This window comes from Streptomyces ochraceiscleroticus, from assembly GCF_000720485.1.
In the GTDB taxonomy this organism is placed as follows: Bacteria; Actinomycetota; Actinomycetes; order Streptomycetales; family Streptomycetaceae; genus Streptomyces; species Streptomyces ochraceiscleroticus.
This window is the reverse complement of sequence record NZ_JOAX01000011.1, coordinates 38,471-56,712: the sequence shown is the minus strand read 5'-3', so window position 1 is coordinate 56,712 and position 18,242 is coordinate 38,471. Positions and strand designations below refer to the sequence as shown.

Here is an 18,242-nt window from a genome sequence, read left to right as displayed (position 1 = left end):
GGTTACTTTCGAGTCACCGAAAACCTGGACTACGCTGCGCGAATGCAGTCCAGAGATGTGTGACGCATAAAACATCTGGGCGGACCCCCCTATCCCCGAAGGCATACCGGTGGGTAACGTCCGGGCAGTCCAATCCCTCCCCTGCCTGATCATGGACCGCAGCCGGCCTGACGCACAGCGTGGTGACGCCGGCGCCACCGAGGAGCAGCAGTCTTGCGCGAGTTCAGCCTTCCGGCCCTGTACGAGGTCCCCGCGGACGGCAACCTGACGGATCTCATCCGCCGGAATGCCGCGCAGCACCCCGATGTCGCGGTCATCGGCCGCAAGGTCGCCGGCCAGTGGCAGGACGTCACCGCCGCCGCCTTCCTGGCCGAGGTCCGTGCGGTGGCCAAGGGGCTGATCGCCTCCGGCGTCGGCCCCGGCGACCGCATCGGCCTGATGTCCCGCACCCGCTACGAGTGGACGCTGCTGGACTTCGCCATCTGGAGCGCCGGCGCGGTCACCGTCCCCGTCTACGAGACCAGCTCCCCCGAACAGATCCAGTGGATACTGGGCGACTCCGGCGCGGTGGCCTGCCTGGTGGAGACGCCCGGACACGAGGCCGCGGTGGAGTCGGTGCGCGACCGGCTCCCGGCCCTAGCCAACATCTGGCAGATCGAGCGGGACGCGATAGCCCGGCTGCACGCCGCGGGCGACGGAATGTCCGACGACGAGGTGGACGCGCGCAGCGCCCTCGCCGACGCCGACTCCCCCGCCACGATCGTCTACACCTCCGGCACGACGGGCCGCCCCAAGGGCTGCGTCCTCAGCCACCGCGCGTTCTTCGCCGAGTGCGGCAACATCGTCGAGCGGCTGCGTCCCCTCTTCCGTACCGGCGACTCCTCCGTCCTCCTCTTCCTCCCCGTCGCGCACGTCTTCGGGCGCCTGGTCGAGGTCGCCTCCGTCATGGCCCCCATCAAGCTCGGCCACGTCGCGGACATCAAGCACCTCACCGACGAACTGGCCGCGTTCAAGCCGACGATGGTGCTCGGCGTGCCGCGCGTCTTCGAGAAGGTCTACAACACCGCGCGGGCCAAGGCGCAGGCCGACGGCAAGGGCAAGATCTTCGACAAGGCCGCGGACACCGCGATCGCCTACAGCCGCGCGCTGGACACCGCGGCCGGCCCGTCGATGAGCCTGAAGCTGAAGTACAAGGTCTTCGACCGGCTGGTCTACGGCAAGCTGCGCGCCGTGCTCGGCGGCCGCGCCACGCACGCGATCTCCGGCGGCGCGCCGCTGGGCGAGCGCCTCGGCCACTTCTACCGCGGCATCGGCTTCACGGTCCTGGAGGGCTACGGCCTCACCGAGTCCTGCGCCGCCACCGCCTTCAACCCCTGGGACCGGCAGAAGATCGGCACGGTCGGCCAGCCGCTGCCCGGCTCGGTCGTCCGCATCGCCGACGACGGCGAGGTCCTGCTCCACGGCGAGCACCTCTTCACGACGTACTGGAACAACGAGCAGGCCACGGCGGACGCGCTGTCCGACGGCTGGTTCCACACCGGTGACATCGGCACCCTGGACGAGGACGGCTACCTCGCCATCACCGGGCGCAAGAAGGAGATCCTGGTGACGGCCGGCGGCAAGAACGTCGCGCCCGCCGTCATCGAGGACCGCATCCGGGCGCACGCGCTGGTGGCCGAGTGCATGGTCGTCGGCGACGGCCGCCCCTTCGTCGGCGCGCTGGTCACCCTGGACGAGGAGTTCCTGCCGCGCTGGGCCACCGAGCACGGCAAGGTGGGCAAGAGCGCCGCCGAGCTGACCGAGGACCCGGAGCTGCTGGCCGCGGTCCAGCGCGCGGTGGACGACGGCAACGCGGCCGTCTCGCGCGCCGAGTCGGTACGCAAGTTCCGCGTCCTGCCGACCCAGTTCACCGAGGAGTCGGGGCACGTCACCCCGTCCCTGAAGCTCAAGCGCAACGTGGTCGCGAAGGACTTCGCGGAGGACATCGAGGCGCTTTACCGGGGCTGACGCCCTGGAAGTACGCCAAAGGGCCGGCCCGGGACTCCGGGCCGGCCCTTTGCCGTCAGGGCTACAGCAGCTCCTTCAGACGCTCCGCGAGCAGGTCCCAGCGCCACTTCTCCTCGACCCAGGCACGGCCGCGCTCGCCCATGCGGCGGCGCAGGTCCGGGTCCTGGAGGAGGGGGACGATGCGGTCGGCGGCGGCGGTCGGCGAGCCGCCGGGCACGACCCAGCCGGTCTCGCCGTCCAGCACCGCGTCCGGGGCGCCGCCGGAGTCGCCCGCCACGACCGGCAGCCCGGTGGCGGACGCCTCCAGGTAGACGATGCCCAGGCCCTCCACGTCCAGGCCGCCGCGCCGGGTGCGGCAGGGCATCGCGAAGACGTCGCCCGCGCCGTAGTGCGCCGGCAGCTCCGCCCACGGGACGGCGCCGGTGAAGTACACGTCGTCGGCGACACCGCGGGTCTCCGCGAGGGCGCGCAGGTCCTTCTCGTACGGGCCGCCGCCGACGATCAGCAGGGCCGCGTCCGGGACCGCGGTACGGATCCGGGGCATGGCCTCGATCAGGGTGTCCTGGCCCTTGCGCGGCACGAGCCGGGACACGCACACCACGACCGGGCGGTCGGCGAGTCCGAGCCGGGCCCGAACCTCGTCGCCGCCGGAGCCGGGGTGGAAGGTCTTCTCGTCCACGCCGGGCGGCAGTTGGGCCATCCGCGCGGCGGCCGCGGGGGTCAGCGCCCGCGCGATCCGGGAGCGGGTGTACTCGCCGAGGTAGGTGAGCGTGTCGGTGCCCTCGCCGATCCGCCGCAGCAGCTCCCGCGAGCCCGGGAGCTGCGCCCAGCCCGCCTCGTGGCCGTGGGTGGTGGCCACGATCCGGCGCGCGCCCGCCGCGCGCAGCGCGGGCGCCATCAGCCCGAGCGGGGCCGCGGCGCCGAACCACACCGACGTACAGCCGTGTTCGCGCAGCAGGGCCGTTGCGCGGCGGGTGACGCGGGGGGTGGGCAGCAGCATCGTGGTGCGGTCCCGGACCACGGGGTACGGCTGCTCGGCGTCGAAGGCCGCGGTCGCCGCGAGGCCGTCCGCGCTGCGCTTCCAGGTCGACGCGTAGACGACGACCTTCTCCGGGTCGAGGCGGAGCGCCATGCTGTGCAGAAATGCCTGGATTCCGCCGGGGCGGGGCGGAAAGTCGTTGGTGACGATCAGGGTCTTGTCCATCGAGTGCGACAGTACCGGGTGCCGTTGGTGACCCAGCGACGCGATTACCCGAGTTCTTGGTTCACGTACATTCGCCACTTCGCCGTGAACTCCGCCGTGGAGAGGTGCAGCTCCTTGCGCAGCGTGCGGTCCAGGCCCTGCGCGCCCTTCGGGGCCGTCGCCATGGCTCGGTAGAACGATGTCAGGCGGGATTCGCCCCAGGTGTCGGCGATCAGGCGGCAGGCCAGCCAGGCGCCCTCGTAGGCGCGGTTCAGGCGGTCGGCGCCCGCGTCGAAGGTGAAGTCCGCGGCGGTCGGCAGCCGCTCCGGGAGGCGGCCCGCCGCCACCGCGCGGGTCAGTTCCGGCGCGGCGGCCCGCGGCGTGCGCCGCGCCGTGCGGTACGCGATCCAGTCGGCGAAGCCCTCGGAGAGCCACAGCGGGGTGGCGGCCGTCGTCACGGCACGGGTGGCGACGTGGGCCGTCTCGTGGGTGAGGACGATCACCCGGCCCAGGGAGCTCAGCTCCCCGTACGCCTGTGGGTTCACGATCACCCGGTCCGCCGGCGCCCGGTTCGAGGTGCCCGCCTCGCCCGTGGTGACGGCCGCGATGCCCGTGTACGCGGAGTCGTCCGAGGAGCCCAGCAGCTCGGCCATCCGGCGCACCGAGTCCGGCGCCTCGACCACCACCTTGCGCGACCAGCGGCCCGGCCAGGCGTCCGCGACGGCCGGCACCGCGGCGTCCGTGCGCCGGGCCAGCTCCCGCAGGCGCGCGGCCGGCTGCCCGGTGCCCAGCACCAGGCTGCGCTCGCCGCGTACGAGACGGACCCGGCCCTGGTCCCAGAGCTGGCGCGCCGTCCGCTTGCCGTTCAGCGCGCCGTCGGTGTCCGAGGTGATCCGCCAGTGGCCGTCGCGCCGGGTGAGGGTGAGGTACTGGATGGTGGTGACAGGCGCGGTGTCGTACCCGGCGAGGCGGTACCGCAGCCGGACTTCGGCGGCGACGCGGGGACCGCTGCCCGCCGCGTCGGGGAGCGGGAAGGCGCCGGTGCGCACGAGGCGGTAGCGCCAGTCGGCGAGCGGCACGCCGCGCAGGTTGGCGAACATCTCCCGCTGCCGGTCCCGGAAGCCGTCCGCCGCCGGGTCCACCGAGGCGAGGAAGGCGCCCTCGTCGTGGTCGCGGACGGCGGCGGCGCGGGCGTCCAGCACCTGCTGCACGGCCGTCCGGTCGGCCACTTCACGGTCGGGGCCCCCGCAGCCCGTGAGCACCGCGAGCAGCAGGGCCAGACAGGCCGCCGCCCAGGTCGCCGCCGTGTGCCGCCGGTACGGCCGCCGCTTTTCCGCCACCCGCCGAATCGTACGCGTGAGCGGATACCGGTGAGCAACATTCGGACGCCCGGCAGCCGCTTCCGGCGGGACGAGGCTCAGACGCGGGTCACCCCGGACACCGGCATCATGCCGACCGGGTCGTAGCGCACCTGCGCGCCCGGGTGCGGCGCGTGCACGACCTGCCCGTTGCCCACGTACATCCCGACGTGGCTGGCGTCGGAGCGGTAGATCACGAGGTCGCCGGGGCGGGCCTGGGACAGCGGGACCTGGCGTCCGGCGTACCGCTGCGACTGCGAGGTGCGCGGCAGGGAGACCCCGGCCCTGGCGTACGCCCACTGCATCAGACCGGAGCAGTCGAAGGACCGCGGGCCCGACGCGCCCCAGACGTACGGGGCGCCGACCGCCGACCGGGCGGCGGCCACCGCGAGCGCGGACCGGCCGGCGAGCCCCCTGAGTTCGGTGAGCTCCGGGAGGGCTCCGTCGCGGGCGCCGCGCGAGGCGCGGGTGTAGGCCGCCCGGTCGCGCGCGGGCAGCGCGGCGAGCAACTGCCGGGCCGCGCCGAGCTTGCGTTCGACGGCGTGCTTGTGGCGGGCGACGGCGCGCCGGGCCTCCTCCAGCCTGGCCAGCCGGCCGGCGGCCTCCCGGCGCTGCCGCTGCAGCAGCCGCTCGGCGTCCACCAGCCGGTTCAGCCGCCCGGCCTGGGCGGTGCCGAGCCGGTTGAGCGTCTGCGCCTTGTCGAGGTAGTCGGCGGGGCGCGCGGAGAGCATCAGGGCGAGCGAGGGGTCCACGCCGCCGGAGCGGTACTGGGCGGCGGCCATCGCGCCGAGCCGGTCGTGCAGGCGGTTCACCCGTTCCTGGGCGCGGGCCGCGCGGTCCTGGAGGACCGTTACCTGGTCACGCAGTTCGGCGGTGCGTTCCTTGGCGCCGTTGTACCGCTCGGTGGCCCGTTCAGCACGGGCATAGAGCGCGTCGACGCGCGCGGTGAGTTTCGCGTGGCTCGCGGTCCGGCCGGCGCCGGTACCGGGGTCGGCGGTCGCGGGGACCGCGGTCAGCGCGGCGGCGGTGGCCGCGGCGGCAGCCGACATCAGCGTGATCCGTGCCGGGCCCTGCGGGCCGGCCGGTGAGGAACGGCGGTGGGACGCCACGTGAGGCCGCACTCCCTTCCCGTGCAGCCCCTGCCGCCCGGGGCGGGCGGTCCGTGTCCGGCGACTGCGAGGGCAGACAGTAATCGCGCCGGTACACCCCGGCCAAAGACCTCCGGACCCGTACAAAAATCCGCCTCGCCGGTGACTGCGCAGGTCACCGGCGAGGCGGTAAGTCAGCGGCGGCTGCCGCAATTCCCCCGATCGGGCGGCACGTTCGGACGTTTCCGGCGTGTCGGGCCGGCCGTCGTCACGCAGCGTCAGCCGCGTACACGTCAGACGCGGACGCCGTACATGAAGGGCATGTTGTCCATCGCCTCGAAGCGCACCGCGGCGCCCGGCTTGGGCGCGTGCAGCACCTGGCCGTTGCCCGCGTACAGGCCGATGTGGTGCAGGTCGCTGTAGAACATGACCAGGTCGCCGGGCTTGAGCTGGCCGCGGCCGATCTGGGTGCCGGCGGTGGCCTGCTCCTGCGAGGTGCGCGGCAGCGACTGGCCGGCCTGCTGGTAGGCCCACTGCGTCAGGCCCGAGCAGTCGAAGGAGGACGGGCCGGTGGCGCCCCAGACGTAGGGCGAGCCTATCTTCGTCTTCGCGGCGGCGAGGGCCGCGGCGGCCCGCTGCGAGCTGGGGACGGCGCTGCCGAGGTCGACCCGGCTGTTGGCGCGGTTGGCGCGCTCCTCCTTGGCCTGGAGCGCCGCGCGCTCCTTGGCAGTGAGGGTGTTGAGCAGCTTCTGCGCCTTGGCGAGCTTGCCCTGGATTTCGTCCTTCTTGTCGCCCAGCGCCTTGCGGGTGTCGGAGAGGTCCTTGATCTTGCCGGCGGCCTCTTCGCGCTCCTGCGACAGGGTGCGCTGCTTGTCCGCGATGACCTTGAGCTGCGACGCCTGCTTGCCGCTCAACTGGTCGAGCGTGGACGCCTTCTCCAGGTAGGTGTCCGGGTCGCCGGAGAGGAAGAGCTGTACCGAGGGGTCGATGCTGCCGCTGCGGTACTGGCCCGACGCGACCGAGCCGATGCCCTTGCGGAGCTTGTTCAGCTCCTCCTGGCCACGGGCGACCTTGTCCTGGAGGCGGTCGACCTCCTTCTGCAGCTTCTGCTGGTCCTCCTTGGCACCGTTGTACTTCTCGGTGGCCTGCTCCGCCTGCTCGTAGAGCTTGTCGACCTCGGACTTGACTTCTTCCTTGGTCGGCTTCGGCGCGGCCTGAGCGGCCTGGGAGGACAGGGCGACCGCAGCGGCGGCGGTCGCGGTGAACACGGTGACGCGCGTGCGGCTCGGCTGCTTGGGTCGACGGTGGGACGCCACGGGGGCGAGCTCCTTCTTCCTTCAGCCGCCTACCGGGTGGTGGGGGGAACTGGGGTCCCCGGCTCCGCGTGAACGCCGCGGACTCGGCGGTTCCTTCACTGTTCATCCCGGTTGGATGATCAACTGCATGAAGGCTCGGGGCCTGACCTTAGTAACCGAGTTGTGATCGCTTCAAATCTTCACGGGAAAAAACTTGGCCACACGCGCATCCTTTACCAATGTGGCACCGCCCGTAGCAGGTAACTGACGCTCCGAGACCGCCGGACGGGCCGCCGAGTGTTCTATCCCACATCGCCCGCACCGCGGCCGACGACCGCTCAGGTACGGGCAAGTCGCTTGAGAAGCAAGGCCGATGCCACCGGACGGGCCCCCGCCTTCGCCACTCCGTCGGCCACTTCGCGGTCGGTGGAGACCACCACGACGGGACGGCCGGGCGGTTCGGCACGTACGAGCTGACGAATCAACTCATCGGCCGTTACGCCCGGTTTGCTGAAAAGAACCCGTACGCCCCGCGGTGGGGCGAGCAGTACCGGCGCGGCCAGCTCGGCGCCGTCGAAGACGCATGTCATCTCGGCGCCGGTCTGCGCGGCCAGTACGGCCAGCCCGCCCAGCAGCCGCAGCCGCTGCTTGTCCAACGGCATCGTCGGATAGCCGGTCTTGGTGACGTTGTAGCCGTCCACCACGAGGTGGGCCTGCGGCAGCGCCAGGAGCTGGTCCAGCAGCGCCGGGTCCGTGTCGGACAGGGCGCGCGCCGCGACGTCCTTCGGGGTCATCCGGCCCGGCTCGACCGCGTCGACCGTGTCGGCGGGGTGGACGTTGGCCGGCGGCAGCGCCAGTTCGCGGCGCAGACCCTGGGCCGCGTCCAGGACGGTGTCCAGAAGCAGTCGCAGGCGCATGTCCTCGACACTGCGCCCCTCCCGCGCGGCGCGGCGCCCCGATTCGAGCGCCGATTCCGCCTCCGCGACCCGGGCTTTGAGCCGGCGCATCTCGCTGTCGCTGGTCGCCTTGTCCGTGGCCGCCGCGGAGCGCAGCGACTCGGTCTCGGCCTCCGCCTTGCGCGCCGCGGCCTGCGCGCGCTTCACGTCGCTGAGCGCGCTGCGCAGCTTGCGCTGCAGCACCTCGTTCTCCTTGCGCGCCGCTTCGAGGTCGCCTCTCGCCCGGTCGGTCTCGGCGCGGGACGCCGCCCGCGCCTCGGCCAGCTCCTCCCGCAGCCGGGCGAGCTCCCGCTCGGCCTCCTCGCCGGCCCGCTGCTCGTCCGCGCGCCGGACCTCCTCGCCCGCGGCGGCGACCAGCTTCGCCCAGCCCGGCGGGCGCAGAACGTACGCCGCCGCCGCGACGTCCATCGGGTCGGCGGCGGCGGGCGGGGTGCCCTGCTGCAGGGCCTCGGCCAGCTCGGCCTGGGTCTCGCGCAGCCGGGCCGCGATCCGCTGCCGGAAGACCGGATCGCTCTCCAGCGCCGCGGCCATGGCGTTGCCCGCGAACTTCAGCCGCCGGGACGGCGTAAAACGGGCGTACTGCCGCAGAGGTGGCGGGAGTTCGGCGACCGTCAGGCCGCCGAAGGACTCCGCGGTGAGCGCCACGACACGGCGCCGCACGCCCTCGGGCAGGGGACGGTCGAGCACTTCGTCGGCCGCACCGGCCTCCGGGTCGCGCTCTTCCCCCTCATGCCCTGCTGGACGCTCCACCACTGCTGCACCGCTCCGATCTCAGGCGTCCGCGCCGGGGCGGTCCACCAGCTCGATCTGGTCGACCGCGTTGCACCAGCGGCAGCGGACGGACTCGATGCTCTCACTGAGCACCTCGCGCTCCTCGACCTTGGGCTCACCGGCCAGGTCGAGGTGGACGTACTCCACCACCTTGGACTGGCGGGTCACGTCGAAACGCGTGAGGTTGCCGCACAGGGTGCAGCGCCACCGGGTTTCGGCCGTCGGCAGGGGAACAGCCATTGTGTCGTCCTCTTTCGTCAAGCGTGGTGCGGTTGTGCGGTCTCTCGCGGTGCGCCGTCGAACTGCGGAGGTACGGAAAGTACTGCCCGTAACCCTACGGCCTGGTGGACGCCGGGTCCCGTCCGCGCCCGGGTGCCGGAACACGGCGAGGCGCTCTGTCCCCTTTGTGGCTATTACGGCATGATCACTTCATGTCGGCCTCGTTCCCGTCCCCGCGGACCGTGTTCTCCCGTATGACCAACATCCTGATCGGCATCTGCTGCGTGGTGTTCGTCATCGGCCCGGCCTCGGGGCTGAACGGGATACACGGCACGGGTGAATCGCTCCTGCAGGCGCAGAGCGCGTACTTCGCCCGCTGGGGCGTCATCCCCCGCGACCTGTGGAGCGGCGATCCGAAGGCCCTGCTCACCCCGCTCACCGCGCTCTTCGTGCACGGGAGCTGGCTGCACCTGCTGGGCAACATGCTCTTCCTCTACGTCTTCGGGGGCATGGCCGAGGCCAGGATGGGCCGGCTGCACTTCGCGGTCTTTTACGTCCTGACCGGTTACGTGGCCCTGATGGGCTATGCGGCGGCGCACGCCGAGTCGGGCCAGACCCTGGTCGGCGCGTCCGGATCGATCTCCGGCGTGCTCGGCGCCTTCCTCTATCTCTTTCCCCGCGCGCGGGTGACCAGCCTCTTCCCGTTCCTCTTCTTCCTGCCGCTGCGCTTCCCCGCCTGGGCGGTGCTGCTCTTCTGGTTCGTCCTGCAATGGCTGGCGGCCCAGCGCGCGGTCAACGGCCCCGGCGTCGCCTATCTGGCCCACGTCGTCGGCTTCGTACTGGGCTTCCTGTACGCCTGGGTCCGCTACCACGTACCGGACGCTCCACCGCAGGCCGCGCCGGGGCTCCCCGGTAGGGTGGAGCCCACAGAACGGCCGACCGAGGGAGAGAGCCAACCGTGATCACTTCGATCGTGCTCATCAAGACCAGCGTGGACCAGATCCCGGAGATCGCCGAGAAGATCGCGGCCCTCGACGGCGTCAGCGAGGTCTACTCGGTCACCGGCGCGCACGACCTGATCGCGATGGTCCGGGTGGCCGAGCACGACGAGCTGGCCGACGTCATCCCCGGCCGCATCAGCAAGGTCCCCGGCGTCGCCGCCACGGAGACCCACATCGCGTTCCGCACGTACTCCCAGCACGACCTGGAGGCGGCGTTCGCGATCGGGCTGGATGCGTAATTCTTCAGCCTGTCCTGGGGGCACCTCCCAGCGGTAGCTGGGGGAGATTGAGGACAATCCTGAACGCCGAACGGCCACCGGCCGGCAGCGGTCCCTCAGCAGGACCACCACCGGCCGGTTCTTCCGCGGCTCAGGCCGCTGCGCCGCGATCCGGCACGCAGCGCCCTTCCTCGGTCCGGTAGGACCACTTCGCACCGTCCCGCACGAGCTCCTTCACCGCGCTGACGAACCGCTCCACATGCTCATCGGGCGTCCCAGCCCCAAAGCTCACCCGGATGGCGTTCAGCGACCGCTCCCCCGGCCGGGCGTCCGGCGCGCCGCACTCCCCCGGGTCCTGCGGGTCGCTGCCCAGCAGGGTGCGCACGAGCGGGTGGGCGCAGAACAGCCCGTCCCGTACGCCGATGCCGTACTCCGCCGACAGCGCGGCCGCGAAGTGCGAGCTGTTCCAGCCCTCCACGACGAACGACAGCACGCCCACCCGCGGCGCGTCGTCGCCGAACAGCGACAGCACCTTCACCTCGGGCACCTCGGCGAGCCCGGCCCGCACCTTCCCGATCAGCTCCTGCTCACGGGCGACGAGGCTGTCGAAGCCCGCCTCGGTCAGCGCCTTGCACGCGGAGGCGATCGAGTACACCCCGATCACGTTCGGCGAGCCGGCCTCGTGGCGGGCCGCCGTGGTGTGCCACTCCACCTGTACGCCGCCGTCCTCGCGCCGCGCGACCTTGCGGCTCGCGCCGCCGCCGGCCAGGTACGGCTCGGCGTCCTGCAGCCAGTCGGCGCGCCCGGCCAGTACGCCGGACCCGAAGGGCGCGTACAGCTTGTGGCCGGAGAAGGCCACCCAGTCCACGTCCAGCTCGGCGATGTCCACCGGGTGGTGCGGGGCCAGTTGCGCGGCGTCCAGCACGATGCGCGCGCCGTGCGCGTGCGCCGCGGCGGCCAGCTCGCGCACCGGCCACAGCTCACCGGTCACGTTCGACGCGCCGGTCACGCACACCAGCGCCGGGCCGTAGGGCTCGCGCTCGGCGAGCGCCTTCTCCAGCGTGTCGACGGCCTGCTGCGGGGTGCGCGGGGCGTTCAGGTACGTCACCTCGACATCCGCCCGCTGCTCCCAGGGCAGCAGCGACGCGTGGTGCTCGGTCTCGAAGACGAACACCCGGGTGTGCGCGGGGAGCACGCTCGCCAGCAGGTTGAGCGAGTCGGTCGTCGAGCGCGTGAAGACGACCTGGTCCGCGGCGCGGCAGCCGAGGAACTCCGCGACCGTCTGCCGGCTGTTCTCGAAGAGGTCGGTGGAGAGCTGGGAGAGGTACCCGGCGCCGCGGTGCACGCTCCCGTAGTACGGCGCGTACGCGGCCACGTCGTCCCACACCCGCTGCAGGGCCGGGGCGCTGGCGGCGTAGTCCAGCGCGGCGTAGGTGACCTCGCCGCCGGTGACGAGCGGGACGCGCACGTCACTGCCGAGAACGGGGAGCGGCGCGGCGGCGGTGCAGGCGGGGTCGGCGTCGGCGGAGTCGGCGGTGGCGAGGGCGGTTTCAGGGCGCACGGACATGGCGGAGTCTCCCGGGGATGCACGAGATGTGCGAAGTAGGCGAATGACACGCACGGGGCGTGGAAGGACCCGCGGGCGCACGGAAGCCTCGTACGACTCGTACAGAGGGGCGCCACAGGCGGGGTGTTCGGAAAACGGGGCCTACAGGCCCTAGCGCATTCGCTGCATCACGGAAGAGCTCCCTCGATAACCAGGATCCCTGGCGAGGGATCCGCGCTTGCCGCTGGCCTTGCTGCCTGCGGCCTGGTCATCACCCGGGGCACCCCGCCACGGACGGAGGGTTGCCGGACAGCAAGCCGGGGCCTAATCGCTGTCACTCGTGACCTGCCGAGAATCATGCCACATGATCACTGCACCGCAAGGGGTGTCCGCATCCCGGACACCCCTTGCGTCGCGGACCGTGGCGCTACGCGTGCGAAGCGGCCACCCACCGGTCCAGTACACGCTGTGCGGCACCGGAGTCGATCGACTCCGCCGCCCTGGCCATCCCCGCCGCGATCTGGTCGTTCAGCGGGGCGTCCGTCGGGTCCAGGGCCACCAGCGCGGCCGCGGAGTTCAGCAGGACCGCGTCCCGTACGGGGCCGGTCTCGCCGGCCAGCAGGCGGCGGGCGACGTCCGCGTTGTACGACGCGTCCGCGCCGCGCAGCGCCTCCACGGGCACCAGCTCGATGCCCACGTCGCGCGGGTCGAAGGGCACCTCGCGCACGGTGCCGTCCCGCACCACCCACACCGTGGAGGTCGCCGTGGTCGTCAGCTCGTCCAGGCCGTCGTCGCCGCGGAAGACCAGCGCGGAGGAGCCGCGCTCGGCGAGCACGCCGGCCAGGATGGGCGCCATCCGGGCGTCGGCGACGCCGGTGGCCTGGGCCGCGACCTTGGCCGGGTTGGTGAGCGGGCCGAGCACGTTGAAGGTCGTGCGGATGCCGAGCTGGCTGCGGGCCGGGGCGACGTGCCGCAGCGAGGGGTGGAACTTCACCGCGAAGCAGAAGGTGATGCCGGCCTCCTCGGCGACCTCCACCACCCGGCGCGGCGCCAGGTCCAGGTTCACGCCGAGCTTCTCCAGGACGTCGGAGGCGCCGCTGGCGGAGGACGCGGCGCGGTTGCCGTGCTTGACGACCTTCGTGCCCGTGCCGGCCACCACGATCGAGGACATGGTGGAGATGTTCACGGTCTTGGCGCCGTCGCCGCCGGTGCCGACGATGTCCACGCTGCGGCCCGGCACCTCGATGAGGTTGGCGTGCTCGTACATCGCGCGGACCAGCCCGGAGATCTCCGCGACCGTCTCGCCCTTGGCGCGCAGCGCCACCGCGAAGCCGGCGATCTGCGCGTCGCTGGCCTCGCCGCGCATGATCCGGTCCATCGCCCACTCGGTGGAGTCGGCGGAGAGGTCACGGCCTTCGAGGAGGGCGTTCAGCACGCCCGGCCAGGTGCGGGCCGCCACGCTGCCGCCGCCATCCGGGGTCACAACGTTCATGGTCCACGCTCCTGGGTGAGTCAAAAATCTTCACAGCGAGCCTATCGGGCCCGGTGCAACGCCGGAGGGCCCCGTCCGGTGCTCGGACAGGGCCCTCTGGGTGGCGTTCTTTGCTACGTGCTCGGGGTCAGCTCGGGTGTACAGACCTGGCCCCGCGGAGATCAGTGGTGGCCGTGGCCGCTGGTGATCTCCTCGTACTCCTCCACCGTGGGCTTCGGAATGACGTTGTCCTCGCCGTAGAAGCTCTTGGAGAGCTTGGCGCGGAGCTTGTGCGAGCGCTTGATCTTGCGCCGGACGCCGTTCTCGTCGACCTCGGGGCCGATCTCCAGCGGCTTGGGCTGCTCGTGCTGGGTGAGCGCGTGCAGCTGCTCCTGGGTGAGCGGCTCGTGGACCTCGATGAACTCACCGTGCGGCAGCCGCTTGATGATGCCGGACTCGCGTCCGTGCAGCACCTTGTCGCGGTCGCGCCGCTGCAGACCCATGCAGATCCGCTTGGTGATGATGAAGGACAGCACCGGGCCCACGAAGAACGCGATCCGGACGAACCAGCTGATCGAGTTGATCGACAGGTGGAAGTGCGTCGCCCACAGGTCGTTACCACCACCGACGAGCATGACCAGGTAGGCGAAGAGCCAGGCCACACCGAAGGCGGTACGGGTCGGGGCGTTGCGCGGGCGGTCCAGCAGGTGGTGCTCACGCTTGTCGCCGGTGACCCAGGACTCGATGAACGGGTAGACCGCGATGGCCGCCAGGACCAGCGGGAAGACCACGATCGGGATCAGCACACCGAAGTTCACGGTGTAGTGACCGGCGATGTTCCACTCCCAGCCGGGCATGACACGGATCAGACCCTCGGCGAAGCCCATGTACCAGTCGGGCTGGGCGCCGGTGGACACCTGGTCCGGACGGTACGGGCCGATGGCCCACACCGGGTTGATGCTCGCGATCGCGGCGATCACCGAGATCACACCGAAGACCAGGAAGAAGAAGCCTCCGGCCTTGGCCATGTAGACCGGCAGCAGCGGCATGCCGACCACGTTCTTCTCGGTCTTGCCGGCACCCGGGAACTGCGTGTGCTTGTGGTAGAAGACCAGGATCAGGTGCGCCACCAGCAGGCCGAGCATGATGCCCGGCAGCAGCAGGACGTGCACCGTGAAGAACCGCGGAATGATGTCGTGGCCGGGGAACTCCCCGCCGAAGATGAACATCTGCAGGTACGAGCCGACCAGCGGCATCGCCAGGATGACACCCTCGATGAAGCGGACACCGGTGCCGGAGAGCAGGTCGTCCGGGAGCGAGTAACCGGTGAAGCCGGTGAACATGCCCAGGACGAACAGCAGGAAGCCGAACAGCCAGTTGACCTCGCGCGGCTTGCGGAAGGCGCCGGTGAAGAACACCCGCATCATGTGGACCATCATGCCGGCGAGGAACACCAGCGCGGCCCAGTGGTGGATCTGCCGGATCAGCAGGCCGCCGCGGACGTCGAAGCTGATGTCCAGCGTCGACTCGAACGCCTGCGTCATCCGGATGCCGTGCATGGGCACATAGGAGCCGTGGTAGACGACCTCGGCCATGCTCGGGTGGAAGAACAGCGTCAGGTAGACGCCGGTCAGGATGATGATGATGAAGCTGTAGAGGCAGATCTCACCGAGCATGAAGGACCAGTGGTCCGGGAAGATCTTGCGCATGTTGGACTTGGCGAGGCTGTAGATGCCCAGCCGGCCGTCCGCCCAGTCGGCGATCCGCTCGCCCCGCGGCGCCTGGCCGCGGCGCGCGTTGGTCGCGCTCGTCTCGTTACTCATCCGCGCTCCCAGAAGCTCGGGCCGACGGGCTCCGCGAAGTCGCTGACGGCTTCGAGGTAGCCGTCCTTCACCGTGATGTGCAGCTGCGGCAGGGCGTGCCCGGCCGGGCCGAAGATCACGCGGCCACCGTCGGAAAGGTCGAAGGTGGACTGGTGGCAGGGGCAGAGCACGTGGTGCGTCTGCTGCTCGTACAGGGAGATCGGGCAACCGACGTGGGTGCAGATCTTCGAGTACGCCACGATGCCCTCGTGCGACCACTCAAGTTCCTGCTTGTCCTTGATGTTCTGCGGCTGGATCCGCACGAGCATCAGGGCGTCCTTGGCGATCTTCGAGTGGAACTCGTGGTCGTCCTCCTCCAGGCCCTCGGGCTTGGCGAAGGTGAGCGAGCCCACCGCGATGTCCTCAGGACGCAGCGGGAGGTTGGTGGACTGGTTGACCAGGCGGATGCCCTTCTTCCAGCCCGTGGTGCGGAGCTTCTTCTCCGGCAGCGGACCGAGGTCGCGCAGCAGCACCACACCGGACAGCGGCACCAGGGCCAGCGCGCCGAACATGGTGTTGCGGATCAGCTTGCGGCGGCCCATGCCGGACTCCGCGGCGCCTTCCCGGAAGTCGGCCATGACCTTGGCCTTGACCTCGGGCTCGGCCTCGATCGGGTGCCGCTCCTGGGCCACCTCGACGTCGGACATCAGCGTGCGGGCCCAGTGGACCGCGCCGGCGCCGATGCAGAACAGCGCCACGCCGAGCGTCAGGCCCAGCGCGAAGTTCAGCGCGCTGATGTGGCCGAGCGGCCAGACGTAGATGATCTTGTCGATCGGGAAGATCACGTACGAGGCGATGAAGCCGATCGTCGCGAGCATGGACACCACGAAGAACAGGGCCACGGTGCGCTCGGAGCGCTTGGCCGCCTTCTCGTCGATGTCCTGGATGCGGTGCTCGTGGGGGGGCAGGCCCGGGTCGGCGAAGGGGTTCTCCCTCGTCGCCACGTCACCGTGGGCGCCATCGCGCCCACTGGGCAGGGTTTCTTCTGGCACGTCTGCGTGTCGTCCAGTCTCACTCATGACTTCTTGGCCTTCGCTGTCCGGGCTGCGACCCAGATGGCGACCGCGACCAGTGCGCCCAGGCCGAAGATGTAACCGAAGAGGCCCTCACTGACCGGGCCGAGACCGCCCAGCTCCATGCCGCCGGGGCTCGCGGTCTTGTCGCCGTTGACCTCACCGAGGTAAGCGACGATGTCCTTCTTGTTGGACTGCGAGAGGGAGCCGTCACCGAACGAAGGCATGTTCTGCGGGCCGGTCTCCATGGCCTCGTAGATGTGCTTCGGGTCGACCCCGTCGAGCGCCGGTGCGAACTTTCCGTTGGTCAGGGCGCCGCCCTTACCGGTGAAGTTGTGGCACTGCGCGCAGTTCGTACGGAACAGCTCACCGCCCTTGGCGATGTCCGCTCCGTCCTTGCTGTACTGCTCCTTGCCGGGCACGGAGGGACCGGCACCGAGCGACGCGACGTACGCCGCGAGCTGGTCGATCTCGGCCTGGCTGTAGATGTTCTTCTTCCGCGGCACCTGGGCGCCGGGCTGCTGCGCCGGCATCCGGCCGGTGGCCACCTGGAAGTCGACGGCGGCGGCGCCCACGCCGACCAGGCTCGGGCCGTCGGAGGTGCCCTGACCGCCGGTGCCGTGGCAGCTTGCGCAGCCCACGGCGAAGAGCTTCTTGCCCTCCTTGATGGCAAGAGACTGGGCGGTGTCATCGGCCTGAGCCTTGTCCGCCGGCGCGAACGCGGCGTACAGCCCCCCAGTGACCGCCAGCGCGAAGAGTAGGACGACGAGCGCCGCCAGCGGATGGCGCCGTCGTGCGGAGAGCTTTTTCACGGATTACCCCGGTGTCAGGATCTTCTGCGTCGATGCTTCTGGTCTGTGTCTGTCTGAACTGCGGGTCCGGTCGGGACCGGACTACCTACTTGATCAGGTAGATCGTGGCGAAGAGGCCGATCCAGACGACATCGACGAAGTGCCAGTAGTAGGACACGACGATGGCCGCGGTGGCCTGTTCGTGGGTGAACCTCTTGGCCGCGTACGTCCTGCCCAGGACCAGCAGGAAGGCGATGAGGCCGCCTGTCACGTGCAGTCCGTGGAAGCCGGTGGTCAGGTAGAACACCGAGCCGTACGGTCCGGACGAGAGCGAGAGGCCCTCGTGCTTGACCAGCTCCGTGTACTCGAAGACCTGACCGCCGATGAAGATCGCACCCATGATGAAGGTGACCACGAACCAGGCCCGGAGCTTCTTGACATCGCCGCGCTCGGCCGCAAAAACACCGAGCTGGCACGTCAGAGAGCTGAGCACCAGGATCGTGGTGTTCGTCGCGGAGAACGGAAGATTCAGCGCATCGGCGGATTCCTTCCAGTAATCAGCTCCGGTCACCGATCGGAGGGTGAAGTACATCGCGAAGAGGGCCGCGAAGAACATCAGCTCGGAACTCAGCCAGATGATGGTTCCGACGCTGGTGAGGTTCGGCCGATTGACCGACGGGTGCGCGTGCCCGGTTTCTACTGCTGTTGCTGTCGCCACGACCGACATTATGTCGGTCGCTTATCTTGCGCTCACTCCGGGGGGTGCCGTTCGGTGTGTCAAGGGGGTGTGCCCTGCCCGTACGGTCCAGTGGCGGGGTCCCCCGAAGGGGGGAAGCGCACCTTCCGCCCCCTCTTGGCTGCCCCGCTCCGACCAGTCCTGACGGGCCGTCGGGCGCAGCATTGATCCGTACGAACCCTCCTGCACTTGCCCTTCCGGGCAGTAGCATCCGCTGAACGGGACCGGCCCCAGTGGTGCTCCCGTCGACGGTGCTCCCCAAAAGCGTGGAGGAACGATGCAGGCGACTGCCACGGTGCTGGTCTACAGCGATGATGCGGGCACCCGCGAGCAGGTGCGCCTCGCGGCCGGCCGGCGACCCGCCGCCGATGTGCCGCAGGTGGAGATTGTGGAGTGCGCGACACTCCCGGCCGTCCTCGCGGCCCTGGAACAGGGCGGCATCGACGTCTGTGTGCTGGACGGCGAGACCGCCCCGGCGGGCGGCATGGGCGTGTGCCGGCAGATCAAGGACGAGATCTTCAACTGCCCGCCGGTGCTGCTGCTGATGGGCCGCCCGCAGGACTCCTGGCTCGCGACCTGGAGCCGGGCCGACGCCGCGGTGACCCACCCGGTCGACCCGGTGGCGTTCGCCGACGCGCTGGCGGGGCTGCTGCGCCGCCGCCTGCTCGCGCAGACCTGACCGACGGCCCCGCGCGGGGCCTCGCGGACGTACAGCAGGGCTTGAAGG

16 protein-coding genes and 1 riboswitch are annotated in these 18,242 nt (G+C 70.8%); of the genes, 4 read left to right on the top strand and 12 right to left on the bottom strand.

The features are described from left to right. Positions 1-213: 213 nt before the first annotated feature. The gene (locus tag IG84_RS0115830; RefSeq protein WP_031056792.1) at positions 214-2,007 is read left to right on the top strand and encodes an AMP-dependent synthetase/ligase; all 1,794 of its coding nucleotides are present in this window, start codon (positions 214-216) and stop codon (positions 2,005-2,007) included. Positions 2,008-2,068: 61 nt separating this feature from the next. Here IG84_RS0115830 and IG84_RS0115825 read toward each other — a convergent pair whose 3' ends face one another. The 6 genes from IG84_RS0115825 to IG84_RS0115800 form a co-directional block, all read right to left on the bottom strand. Further along, entirely contained in the window at positions 2,069-3,211 is a 1,143-nt protein-coding gene (locus IG84_RS0115825) for a glycosyltransferase family 4 protein (protein ID WP_031056791.1), read from the bottom strand. Positions 3,212-3,255: 44 nt separating this feature from the next. Then, positions 3,256-4,530 carry a hypothetical protein gene (locus tag IG84_RS0115820; protein ID WP_051861764.1) on the bottom strand — a complete coding sequence of 425 codons (1,275 nt, stop codon included), beginning with the start codon at positions 4,528-4,530 and terminating at the stop codon, positions 3,256-3,258. A 77-nt stretch (positions 4,531-4,607) separates the two neighbouring features. Then, complete coding sequence (locus tag IG84_RS0115815) at positions 4,608-5,657, bottom strand: C40 family peptidase (protein WP_031056788.1); 1,050 nt, start codon at positions 5,655-5,657, stop codon at positions 4,608-4,610. Positions 5,658-5,929: 272 nt separating this feature from the next. Further along, positions 5,930-6,952, bottom strand: coding sequence for a C40 family peptidase (locus tag IG84_RS0115810; RefSeq protein WP_031056785.1), 1,023 nt, complete (start codon positions 6,950-6,952; stop codon positions 5,930-5,932). A gap of 317 nt (positions 6,953-7,269) precedes the next feature. Beyond that, positions 7,270-8,640 (bottom strand): NYN domain-containing protein, encoded by a 1,371-nt coding sequence (locus IG84_RS0115805; protein WP_078648856.1) that lies wholly within the window; start codon positions 8,638-8,640, stop codon positions 7,270-7,272. An 18-nt stretch (positions 8,641-8,658) separates the two neighbouring features. Then, a complete protein-coding gene (locus IG84_RS0115800) occupies positions 8,659-8,898 on the bottom strand; it encodes a hypothetical protein (RefSeq protein ID WP_030256686.1) in 240 nt (79 codons plus the stop codon). A gap of 191 nt (positions 8,899-9,089) precedes the next feature. On the opposite strand from IG84_RS0115800, the gene IG84_RS0115795 reads away from it, so the two are divergent. Then, positions 9,090-9,839 (top strand): rhomboid family intramembrane serine protease, encoded by a 750-nt coding sequence (locus IG84_RS0115795; RefSeq protein WP_063761805.1) that lies wholly within the window; start codon positions 9,090-9,092, stop codon positions 9,837-9,839. Continuing rightward, positions 9,836-10,117, top strand: coding sequence for an Lrp/AsnC family transcriptional regulator (locus IG84_RS0115790; RefSeq protein WP_031056779.1), 282 nt, complete (start codon positions 9,836-9,838; stop codon positions 10,115-10,117). The genes IG84_RS0115795 and IG84_RS0115790 overlap by 4 nt, the downstream gene beginning before the upstream one ends. Positions 10,118-10,247: 130 nt before the next feature. Here IG84_RS0115790 and IG84_RS0115785 read toward each other — a convergent pair whose 3' ends face one another. The 6 genes from IG84_RS0115785 to ctaE all read right to left on the bottom strand — a co-directional run bounded on the left by IG84_RS0115785 (position 10,248) and on the right by ctaE (position 17,506). After that, a complete protein-coding gene (locus tag IG84_RS0115785; RefSeq protein WP_031056777.1) occupies positions 10,248-11,663 on the bottom strand; it encodes an aminotransferase class V-fold PLP-dependent enzyme in 1,416 nt (471 codons plus the stop codon). Positions 11,664-11,871: 208 nt separating this feature from the next. After that, a riboswitch (SAM riboswitch) is annotated at positions 11,872-11,988 on the bottom strand. Between the two features lie 81 nt (positions 11,989-12,069). Beyond that, positions 12,070-13,134 carry an anthranilate phosphoribosyltransferase gene (trpD, locus tag IG84_RS0115780; protein ID WP_031056775.1) on the bottom strand — a complete coding sequence of 355 codons (1,065 nt, stop codon included), beginning with the start codon at positions 13,132-13,134 and terminating at the stop codon, positions 12,070-12,072. Positions 13,135-13,295: 161 nt separating this feature from the next. Then, on the bottom strand, positions 13,296-14,936 hold the full coding sequence (qcrB, locus tag IG84_RS0115775) for a cytochrome bc1 complex cytochrome b subunit (RefSeq protein ID WP_031056774.1): 1,641 nt from the start codon (positions 14,934-14,936) through the stop codon (positions 13,296-13,298). After that, positions 14,933-15,994 (bottom strand): cytochrome bc1 complex Rieske iron-sulfur subunit, encoded by a 1,062-nt coding sequence (gene qcrA, locus IG84_RS0115770; protein WP_031056771.1) that lies wholly within the window; start codon positions 15,992-15,994, stop codon positions 14,933-14,935. Before qcrA ends, qcrB begins: the two co-directional genes overlap by 4 nt. Next, positions 15,991-16,800, bottom strand: coding sequence for a cytochrome bc1 complex diheme cytochrome c subunit (gene qcrC, locus IG84_RS0115765; RefSeq protein ID WP_031056767.1), 810 nt, complete (start codon positions 16,798-16,800; stop codon positions 15,991-15,993). Before qcrC ends, qcrA begins: the two co-directional genes overlap by 4 nt. Positions 16,801-16,885: 85 nt before the next feature. Beyond that, positions 16,886-17,506, bottom strand: coding sequence for an aa3-type cytochrome oxidase subunit III (gene ctaE, locus IG84_RS0115760; protein WP_031056764.1), 621 nt, complete (start codon positions 17,504-17,506; stop codon positions 16,886-16,888). 286 nt (positions 17,507-17,792) lie between these two features. Here ctaE and IG84_RS0115755 point away from each other — a divergent pair, with 286 nt between their 5' ends. Continuing rightward, the gene (locus tag IG84_RS0115755) at positions 17,793-18,194 is read left to right on the top strand and encodes a DNA-binding transcriptional response regulator (protein WP_031056762.1); all 402 of its coding nucleotides are present in this window, start codon (positions 17,793-17,795) and stop codon (positions 18,192-18,194) included. The last annotated feature ends 48 nt before the right edge of the window (positions 18,195-18,242 follow it).